A 9,170-nucleotide genomic window follows, 5' to 3' on the forward strand; every position below is an offset into this window, starting at 1 on the left:
GGTCACGGTCACCGCCTCGTCAGCTGCAGTGACGGTCGCAGCCTCGTCCGACGCGGGGATGTCGTCGACGTCGAGGACCGCAGGGGCCTCGGTGTCGACGGCGGCCGCGTCAGCGGCATCCTGGACCGCTTCTTCTTCTTCGTCGACCGTGGGAGCGGCCTCGGTCGAAGGGGCCTCGGTCGCGGGGGACGTCGTCGCCTCGTCGGTCTGATTCTGATCGTCGGTTGATTCGGCCATCTGCAGGTACTCCCTGGCGGGCGACACCGCGCGTCGCCCGACGAAATCTCATGCGGCGCCGCACCCGGCGGGGCCGCGAACTCATTCGGTCTGCAGCCGGCCTGCGGCCCGGGCTGCGAAGGGCGGTCATCGCCCGAAGTCTTCTGGGTGATGTTCCTGCGGCGCGGCCGCGGTCACATCAGCCTTCATTATCGCATGAACCGCCGCGAACGCCCACGGCGGCGCTCGCGCGTTCGTCATCCACAGGCGCTGCGGTGCGTGCGGAGGGTGTCGGTAGGGTCGAGCTGACGACGAAGGGGGCCCCATGACCTTGTCCGATGAGGCGCTCACCGCGCTCGAAGAGGCGCGGGCCCGCGTGCGCGCCCAGTTCGAGCAGGCCAGGAAGCGTTCCGAAGACGCCGCGCGGATGGCCGGCGACGTGAGGACGGCGACGGCCGCGTTCCCGGGGCGCGAGGTCCGCGTCATTGCGACCTCGGGCGGACGCGTCGCATACGGCGAGGCGGACCTCGCCGGAGCGCGGGCAGTGGCGGCGACGTCATGATGCGGCATGCGCGTCTCGCCGGTGTGGTCGGCATCGCCATCGCCGCGAGCGTCGTCTCGGGCTGCAGCCAGTTGCCTTTCCACGATGACTCGTACGAGACGGAGATCCCGGCCGCGCTGGAGGCGGCGGATCTGGGGATCACCGACGCGTTCGCGGGCATCACCTTGAGCGGCTTCTCCGAGACGCTCGTCGTCGGGGGGTTGATGGGAGACAGCGTGGTGTCGACCGACGACGTGTCTTCCCAATTCGTTCAGAAAGTCATCGCCGTTGCGTTGGAGGGCAGGTCTGTCCACACTGCCTACTTCAAGCTGGCGCTCGGATTCGGCGAGTACGAATTCATCAGCACCGATCGCGCTCTCGCGGAGCTCGGGGCGGATCCGCGTTCCGACGGGAGCATCTCCATGCAAGAAGCAGAACAGATCGCTCGGGATGACTCCGAATGACCGGAGCGGACCAGCACATCGAGATCAACGCGGAGGTGCTGCGCGAATAGGTCTCGCTCCTCCGTGAGGTGCCGCTGATTCTGGGGGCGACAGCGAAACCGCAGGGGACTCCGGCACCGCCGTCGTCGTGGACGAGCAGTTTCAAGCGGAGCAACGAGGTGGCCGGAGCCTTGGAAGCGCCGTCGCGGCCGCAGGAGCATCGAGCACGTCGGTGAGCGCTTATCGAGCGACCGCATAGCAGCCCGGTGAAAGAATCGAGGCATGAGCGAATCCGTCACCCCCCGCCGCCCGGTCGTCGTCGCGATCTGGCTGATCTTCGCGGGCGTCGTGGGATGGATCGCCGCGTTCTCGCTGACCATGGAGCGCTTCCACCAGTTGCAGAACCCCGGGGCCGCGGCATCCTGTGACTTCAGTGTGTTGGTGCAGTGCTCGACGAACCTGCAATCGGCGCAGGGCAGCGTGTTCGGCTTCCCGAACCCGATCATCGGCCTGGGAGCATGGATCGCGCCTATCGTCGTGGGAATGGCGCTGCTGGCCGGAGCGCGGTTCGCGAAGTGGTTCTGGGCGCTGTTCTGGCTCGGATTCGCGGGAGCGTTGAGCTTCGTGATCTGGTTGATCGCGCAGAGCATCTTCGTCCTGGCCACCCTGTGCCCGTGGTGCATGGTGACGTGGTCGGTCGTGATCCCCTCGTTCTTCGTCGTCACCCTGCACGTGCTGCGCGAAGGCGTCCTTCCCGGAGCACGTGTGCGCGAGGTCGCGGACCGACTCATGGTGTGGGTCCCGCTCATGACGCTCGCGGCCTACGTCGTGGTCGCCGTGCTCGCTCAGGCGCGACTGGACGTGCTCGCGCAGTTCTGAGCCGCGCGCGGACTGCTGCGTAGGTGTGCGCGGTCACGCTACGTCGCGCACAACCTCTGCGATGCGCACAACCTCAGCCCGCGGGCCGCGGATGCCGCGGAGGTCACGCACATCACCGAGTTTCCGTACGCGGCCGCGCAGCCCCGCGTCGTGCATAACCTCCGCGATGCGCACAACCTCAGTTCGCGGGCCGCGGATGCCGCGGAGGATACGCACATCACGGAAGTTCCGCGCGCGGCCGAACACGACGAAGGCCGCCGCCCCGACGGGACGGCGGCCTCACGGCATCCGGCGAACCGGATCAGACTCGGCTGATCAGGCGAACCAGATGGCGAGCTCGCGCTCGGCCGACTCGACACTGTCCGAGCCGTGGACGAGGTTCTGCTGCACCTTGACGCCCCAGTCGCGACCGAAGTCGCCGCGGATCGTGCCGGGAGCGGCGGTGGTGGGGTCGGTCGTACCCGCGAGCGAGCGGAAGCCCTCGATGACGCGGTTGCCGGCGAGGCGGATCGCGACGGAGGGACCCGAGAGCATGAACTCGAGGAGCGGCTCGTAGAACGGCTTGCCCTCGTGCTCGGCGTAGTGCTGGGCGAGGGTCTCGCGGTCGGGCTCGACGAGGCGGATGTCGACGAGCGCATAGCCCTTCGCCTCGATGCGGGCGAGGATCGCACCGGTCAGTCCGCGGGCGACGCCGTCGGGCTTGACCAGGACGAGGGTCTCTTCGGTGGCCATGGGTCATTCTCCGTTCGAGAGGTCGGGGTCGGCGGCGAGCCGGGCGTTGCGTCGGTCCAGTGCCGCTCCCTTGATCGTCGCATACGCCCACATGCCACCGAAAATGACGGCGACGACCGCGAGCGCCGGAACGAGCAGCCCGCCGAGCAGCAGGATCACCTGCAGGGCCCAGCCGGCGAACAGCGCCCACCGATGGCGCAGCAGTCCCGACACGGCCACCATGGCCACCGCAAGGACGACACCGCCGACGATCCCCCACCACGGTTCGATTCCCGCGGGGAGCACCTTGAGGCCGTACACGACCAGACCGCCGAGGAAGACGACGATCGACTCGAAGCCGAGCACGACGGCACCGAGCGACTCCTGGGCGCCGCGCTGACGACGCGGGCGCGGAGCGCGCGGCTCACGCGGACTCATGCCTGCCACCCGGCCTTCCAGTCCTCGAGCTCCGACAGGCGCAGCGCCTCTCCGGCGAGTACGACCGAACCGGCGATGACCACCGCGCGACGGTCGGACTCGGCGGCCCAGGCGCGGGCCGCGTCGGCCGCGTCCTCGAGGGTCGGGTGAACGGTGACCGGCAGGTCGGCCGCCTCGGCCACGTCGGCGATTGCGTCGGGGTCCGTGGCGCGGTCGCTGTCGGGAGCAGTGGCGAAGACGCGCGCCACGCCGGGCACCAGCGCCGACATGATGCCCGCGGCATCCTTGCCCTCGAGGATGCCGATGACGGCACCCCACTCGTCGATGTCGAAGGACTCGTCGAGGGCGGCGACCAGCGCCCGTGCGCCGTGCGGGTTGTGCGCGGCGTCCAACAGCACCGTCGGTGCTGTGCCGATGAGCTGCAGGCGGCCCGGAGACGTGGCGTTGCCCAGGCCGTCGGCCACCACGTCGGCGGCGAGAGGCTGCGTGCCTCCGCCGACGAGCGATTCGACGGCGGCCACGGCGAGGGCCGCGTTCGCTCCCTGGTGCACTCCGTAGAGCGGCAGGTAGACCTCTCGGTAGGTTCCGGCGACCCCGCGGATGTCGAGCTGTTGACCACCCACCGCCAGGGTCTGCGAGTCCAGGGCGAACCCGTCGCCGGCCACGGCCACGGTCGCGCCCTCCTTGTCGGCGCGCGCGCGGATGGCGCGCAGGGCCTCGGCGGGCTGAGCGGCCGAGACGACCGCCGCTCCCGGCTTGATGATCCCGGCCTTGACCGTGGCGATCTCGGCGATGGTGGATCCGAGGCGATCCGCGTGATCGATGTCGATGGGCGCGAACACGGCCACGTCGCCGTCGGCGGTGTTCGTGGAGTCCCACTCCCCGCCCATGCCGACCTCGAGCACGAGCACGTCGATCGGCGCGTCGGCGGCGACCACGAAGGCCAGCACGGTGAGCAGCTCGAAGAACGTCAGCGGGGCGTCTCCGGCGGCTTCGAGCTCACCGTCGACCATGCCGACGAACGGCTGGATCTCGTCCCAGGCGTCGGCGATGGCGGCATCCGCCACCGGTTCGCCGTCGATCAGGATGCGCTCGGTGAAACGCTCCAGGTGGGGGCTCGTGAACAGGCCGGTGCGCAGGCCCATCGCGCGCAGCAGGCTCTCGATCATGCGGCTGGTCGAGGTCTTGCCGTTGGTGCCGGTGACGTGGATCACGCGGTACGTGCGCTGCGGGTCGGCGAGCAGTTCGAGCACGCGCCGCGTGCGCTCGACGCGCGGCTGGACCCACTGCTCGCCCTGGCGCTCGAGGAGGGCCGAGTACACGGCATCGGCCCGGGTGCGGTCGCTCATGCGCGCGCTCCGATCCGCGCGACGGCCACCGTGACGGCGCCGACGTTCGCGTAGGTCTTGGCGGTGATCTGCGTCTCGTACTCGGCGGGCAGGGCCGAGCCGTGCTCGACGAGGCGGCCCTGGGGACCAGCGAGCACGACCGCCTCGGCGAGGGTCTCGGATGCCACGCCCGCCACCTCGAAGGCCTGGGCGACGGCGCGGGCGTCGGCGTCGTCGACGAACGTCAGCGACAGGAAGATCCGGTCGCTCACGTCGAAGCCGGCGGCCTTGCGGGTGTCCTGGATGCCGCGGATCATGTCGCGCGCCAGGCCCTCGGCCTCGAGCTCGGGCGTCGTGACGGTGTCGAGCAGCACGAAGCCCCCCGACGACAGCACGGCCAACGCCTCGCCCTCGGGACGGCCCGCGGTCTCGACGACGAGGTCGTACTCGGCGGGCTCGAGGGCGATCCCGCCCGCGACCACCTGTCCGTCGACCTCGCTCCAGTCGCCCTCTCGTGCGGCCTTGATCGCCTGCTGCACCTGCTTGCCCAGACGCGGCCCCGCGGCGCGGGCGTTGACCGACAGGCGGTGGGTGATGCCGTATTCGGCGGCCGTCCCGTCCTGCAGGGCGACCTGCTCGACGCCCTTGACGTTGAGCTCCTCGCGCAGGATGTCGTCGAACTGCGCGAGGCCCGCGGCATCCGGAGTCACCACCGTCAGACGCGGCAGGGGCAGGCGCACGCGCTTGCCCTCGCGCTTGCGCAGCGCGTTCGCGACGCTCGAGACCTCGCGGACGGTGTCCATCGCGGTGCGGATATCCTCTGCCGCGGGGAAGGCCGAGGCGTCGGGCCAGTCGGTCAGGTGGACGCTGCGGCCCCCTGTCAGGCCCTGCCACACGCGCTCGGTGACCAGCGGCAGCAGGGGCGCGGCGACGCGGGTCAGCGTCTCGAGCACGGTGTAGAGCGTGTCGAAGGCCTCGCGGCTGCGCGGGTCGTCGGTCACGCCCACCCAGAAGCGGTCGCGCGAGCGGCGGATGAACCAGTTGGTCAGCACCTCGGCGAAGTCGCGCAGGCGCTCGGCCGCGGTCGTGGAGTCGAGGCCCTCGAGGTCGGCCGCGACGTTCGTCACGAGGTCGCCGGTCAGCGCGAGGATGTACCGGTCGAGCACGTCGGTGGAGTCGGTGCGCCACTCGGCGGTGTACCCGTCGGGGCCCGAGGCGTTGCTGTACGTCGCGAAGAAGTACCACGCGTTCCACAGCGGCAGCAGGAACTCGCGCACGCCCGAACGGATGCCCTCCTCGGTCACGACGAGGTTGCCGCCGCGCAGCACGCTCGACGACATGAGGAACCACCGCATGGCATCCGAACCGTCGCGGTCGAACACCTCGCGCACGTCGGGGTAGTTGCGCAGCGACTTCGACATCTTCTGTCCGTCGTTGCCGAGCACGATGCCGTGGCACGACACGCCCGTGTAGGCCGGGCGGTCGAAGAGCGCGGTCGAGAGCACGTGCATGACGTAGAACCAGCCGCGGGTCTGGCCGATGTACTCGACGATGAAGTCGGCGGGGGCGTGCTCGTCGAACCACTCGTGGTTCTCGAACGGGTAGTGCACCTGCGCGAACGGCATCGAGCCCGAGTCGAACCACACGTCGAGCACGTCTTCGATGCGGCGCATCGTCGACTTTCCGGTCGGGTCGTCGGGGTTGGGCCGGGTGAGGTCGTCGATGTACGGGCGGTGCAGGTCGACCTCGCCCTCAGCGTTCACCGGCAGGCGGCCGAAGTCGGCCTCCATCTCGGCGAGCGAGCCGTACACGTCGACGCGCGGGTAGTCGGGGTCGTCGCTCTTCCACACCGGGATCGGCGAGCCCCAGTAGCGGTTGCGGCTGATCGACCAGTCGCGTGCGCCTTCGAGCCACTTGCCGAACTGACCCTCTTTGACGTTCTCGGGCACCCAGGTGATCTGCTGGTTGTTGGCCAGCAGGTCGTCCTTGATGTCGGTCACGCGCACGAACCAGCTCGACACGGCCTTGTAGATCAGGGGGTTCCGGCAGCGCCAGCAGTGCGGGTACGAGTGCTCGTACGAAGCCTCGCGCAGCAGGCGCCCGCCCTGCTTGAGCAGGCGGATGAGCGGGCGGTTGGCCTCGAGCCACAGCTCGCCGGCGACGTCGGTGACGGCCGACAGGAACCGTCCGCCGTCGTCGAGCGAGATGATCGTCGGCAGGCCCGCGGCATCCGCAAGGCGCTTGTCGTCCTCACCGTAGGCGGGAGCCTGGTGCACGATGCCGGTGCCGTCGCTGACCGTGACGTAGTCGTCGACCAGGATCTTCCACGCGTCCTGCGTGCCCCACACCGACGCGTCGGCGTAGTAGTCGAAGAGCCGGTCGTACGACACGCCCTCGAGCTCCGCGCCCGAGACCGTCGTCTGCACGGCCGCGCGGGCGGCATCCGCGCTCTCGTATCCGAGGTCCTTGGCGTAGTTGGGCAGCAGATCCTCGGCCAGCAGGTACCGGTGCGCGACCGCCTCGAAGGCCTCGTCGGGCGTACCGTCGGGCGTCGTGTGCACGTCGGCCGCGCCGTGGGGTCCGCCCTCGACCACGGCGTAGCGGATGCCGGGGCCCACCGCGAGCGCCAGGTTCGTCGGCAGGGTCCAGGGCGTCGTCGTCCACGCGAGGGCGCGGACGCCGGTCAGACCGAGCGCCTCGGCCTTGGCGCCGACGAGGGGGAAGGTCACGGTGACCGAGGGGTCCTGACGCATCTTGTAGACGTCGTCGTCCATGCGCAGCTCGTGCGTCGACAGGGGCGTCTCGTCGCGCCAGCAGTAGGGCAGCACGCGATAGCCCTCGTACGCGAGTCCCTTGTCGTGCAGGGTCTTGAAGGCCCAGAGCACGCTCTCCATGTACGTGGTGTCGAGCGTCTTGTAGCCGCGCTCGAAGTCGACCCAGCGCGCCTGGCGGGTGACGTAGTCCTGCCACTCGCGCGTGTACTCGAGCACCGACTCGCGGGCCTTGCCGTTGAAGGTCGCGACGCCCATGGCCTCGATCTCGTCCTTCTCGGTGATCCCGAGCTGCTTCATCGCCTCGAGTTCGGCCGGCAGCCCGTGGGTGTCCCAGCCGAAGACGCGGTCGACCTTCTTGCCGCGCATGGTCTGGAAGCGCGGGAAGACGTCCTTGGCGTATCCGGTGAGCAGGTGCCCGTAGTGCGGCAGGCCGTTCGCGAACGGGGGCCCGTCGTAGAAGACCCACTCCTCGGCGCCCTCGCGGTTCGCGATCGAGGCGCGGAAGGTGTCGTCGGCCTTCCAGAAGGCGAGGGTCTCGTCTTCGATCGCCGGGAAGCGGGGACTGGGGACGACGGATGCCGAGCCCGCAGCGCTGGCGTCAGCGGCGGGGCCGAAGGATGAGGGGCGTGGGTAGGTCATGTCACTCCGCGGGTCGAGGTTCTCTCGCCGGGACGATCCGTGCGGACCGCGGTACCACCCTGCGTTGCGTCCCCTGGCGAGGACGCCGCTCTCACTGCGGCGGTGACGGGCCTGCCCCGCGCGGTTCTACTGGGGGCCGTGACCCTGTTCTTCCGCGAGCTCCCCGGTGATGGCCGGATCGGTGCTGATCTGTCCAGTCTACGCGAGGCGCGCGCGCCGCGCGCGGGCCGTCGAGTGTCCAGGACACGCCGGTCGCTCCGGCACGGGCGCGGCGCGTCTTGGACACGGAGGCGGAGGCGGAGGGCGGAGGGCGGACGCGGCCAGGGATGCACCCACCCGGTGGCGAGTGTCCACGACACGCCGGTCGCTCCGGCACGGGCGCGGCGCGTCCTGGACACTCGAGCGAAGCGGGGCGAGGGGGCGCGACCGCGGGCTCAGGCGCGGGCGGGACCCAGACCCGCCGCGGCCAGCAGTTCCCGGGTGAACGGATGCCGGGGGTCGGCGAAGACGCACGACACCGCCCCCTCTTCGACCACCCGTCCGTCCTGCATGACGATCACGTCGTCGGCGATGCCGGCGACCACGTCGAGGTCGTGCGTGACGAAGACCATCGCGAGGTCGCGTCGCCGCTGCAGGTCGCGGAGGCGTTCGAGGATGCGGGCGCGCACCGAGGCATCGAGCGCCGAGACGGGTTCATCGAGCACGAGCAGGTCGGGCGAGACCGCCAGCGCCCGCGCGATCGCCACGCGCTGACGCTGGCCGCCGGAGAGCTGCGCGGGCCGGCGCCGCGCGAACGCGGGTGACAGCCCGACCTCGTCGAGCAGCCCCTCGACCGCCGCGCGCCGCTCGCCTCGACGGACGCCACCGGCCGCGACGGCCTCGAAGAGCGTACGACCGACGCTCCATCGCGGGTCGAGTGCGCCCCAGGGGTTCTGCTGCACGAGCTGCACCCGGCGTCGCGCGACGCCGCGGGCACTGCGCGGGGTCCAGGCCCGACCGTCGAAGGTCAGGGTGCCCTCGTCGGGCGCGGTCACGCCCACGATCATCCGCGCGAGCGTCGTCTTGCCCGACCCCGACTCCCCCACGACCGCCAGGGTGCGGCCCCGGCGCACGGCGAACGACACCCCGTCGACCGCGCGACGCCCGTCGAAGCTCTTGACGAGCCCCTCGCCCATGACGAGGGGCTCGTCGGTGCGCGGAG

General features: G+C 70.6%; 9 protein-coding genes. 3 read left to right on the top strand and 6 right to left on the bottom strand.

Annotated elements, in window-relative coordinates; translation table 11 throughout:
• Nucleotides 1-237 (bottom strand): hypothetical protein (locus DBR36_RS07895; RefSeq protein ID WP_375136067.1); only part of this gene is annotated, 237 nt, incomplete at its 3' end.
• A gap of 304 nt (nucleotides 238-541) precedes the next feature.
• Here DBR36_RS07895 and DBR36_RS07900 point away from each other — a divergent pair.
• From DBR36_RS07900 to DBR36_RS07910, 3 genes are all read left to right on the top strand, one after another.
• Complete coding sequence (locus DBR36_RS07900; RefSeq protein WP_108318326.1) at nucleotides 542-778, top strand: hypothetical protein; 237 nt, start codon at nucleotides 542-544, stop codon at nucleotides 776-778.
• On the top strand, nucleotides 775-1,221 hold the full coding sequence (locus DBR36_RS07905) for a hypothetical protein (protein ID WP_108318327.1): 447 nt from the start codon (nucleotides 775-777) through the stop codon (nucleotides 1,219-1,221). The genes DBR36_RS07900 and DBR36_RS07905 overlap by 4 nt, the downstream gene beginning before the upstream one ends.
• A 261-nt stretch (nucleotides 1,222-1,482) precedes the next feature.
• Nucleotides 1,483-2,079, top strand: a complete 597-nt coding sequence (locus tag DBR36_RS07910; protein ID WP_108318328.1) for a vitamin K epoxide reductase family protein — start codon at nucleotides 1,483-1,485, stop codon at nucleotides 2,077-2,079.
• A 315-nt stretch (nucleotides 2,080-2,394) separates the two neighbouring features.
• Here the strand turns inward: DBR36_RS07910 and ndk are convergent, their stop codons facing one another.
• The 5 genes from ndk to DBR36_RS07935 all read right to left on the bottom strand — a co-directional run.
• Nucleotides 2,395-2,811, bottom strand: a complete 417-nt coding sequence (ndk, locus tag DBR36_RS07915; RefSeq protein WP_108318329.1) for a nucleoside-diphosphate kinase — start codon at nucleotides 2,809-2,811, stop codon at nucleotides 2,395-2,397.
• 3 nt (nucleotides 2,812-2,814) lie between these two features.
• Complete coding sequence (locus tag DBR36_RS07920; RefSeq protein WP_108318330.1) at nucleotides 2,815-3,228, bottom strand: DUF4233 domain-containing protein; 414 nt, start codon at nucleotides 3,226-3,228, stop codon at nucleotides 2,815-2,817.
• Complete coding sequence (locus tag DBR36_RS07925) at nucleotides 3,225-4,577, bottom strand: folylpolyglutamate synthase/dihydrofolate synthase family protein (protein WP_108318331.1); 1,353 nt, start codon at nucleotides 4,575-4,577, stop codon at nucleotides 3,225-3,227. Before DBR36_RS07925 ends, DBR36_RS07920 begins: the two co-directional genes overlap by 4 nt.
• Nucleotides 4,574-7,969 carry an isoleucine--tRNA ligase gene (gene ileS, locus DBR36_RS07930; RefSeq protein ID WP_108318332.1) on the bottom strand — a complete coding sequence of 1,132 codons (3,396 nt, stop codon included), beginning with the start codon at nucleotides 7,967-7,969 and terminating at the stop codon, nucleotides 4,574-4,576. Before ileS ends, DBR36_RS07925 begins: the two co-directional genes overlap by 4 nt.
• Nucleotides 7,970-8,403: 434 nt before the next feature.
• A partial coding sequence (locus DBR36_RS07935; protein WP_146185280.1) for an ABC transporter ATP-binding protein occupies nucleotides 8,404-9,170 on the bottom strand: 767 nt, incomplete at its 5' end.

Origin of the sequence: Microbacterium sp. HMWF026 (assembly GCF_003061325.1) — a bacterium.
Lineage (GTDB): Bacteria > Actinomycetota > Actinomycetes > Actinomycetales > Microbacteriaceae > Microbacterium > Microbacterium testaceum_E.

Excerpts from the sequence above, each read along its gene's own strand:
- DBR36_RS07900 (WP_108318326.1), top strand. The coding sequence starts at position 542 with ATGACCTTGTCCGATGAGGCGCTCACCGCGCTCGAAGAGGCGCGGGCC.
- DBR36_RS07905 (WP_108318327.1), top strand. The coding sequence starts at position 775 with ATGATGCGGCATGCGCGTCTCGCCGGTGTGGTCGGCATCGCCATCGCC.
- DBR36_RS07910 (WP_108318328.1), top strand. The coding sequence starts at position 1,483 with ATGAGCGAATCCGTCACCCCCCGCCGCCCGGTCGTCGTCGCGATCTGG.
- ndk (WP_108318329.1), bottom strand. The coding sequence starts at position 2,811 with ATGGCCACCGAAGAGACCCTCGTCCTGGTCAAGCCCGACGGCGTCGCC.
- DBR36_RS07920 (WP_108318330.1), bottom strand. The coding sequence starts at position 3,228 with ATGAGTCCGCGTGAGCCGCGCGCTCCGCGCCCGCGTCGTCAGCGCGGC.
- DBR36_RS07925 (WP_108318331.1), bottom strand. The coding sequence starts at position 4,577 with ATGAGCGACCGCACCCGGGCCGATGCCGTGTACTCGGCCCTCCTCGAG.
- ileS (WP_108318332.1), bottom strand. The coding sequence starts at position 7,969 with ATGACCTACCCACGCCCCTCATCCTTCGGCCCCGCCGCTGACGCCAGC.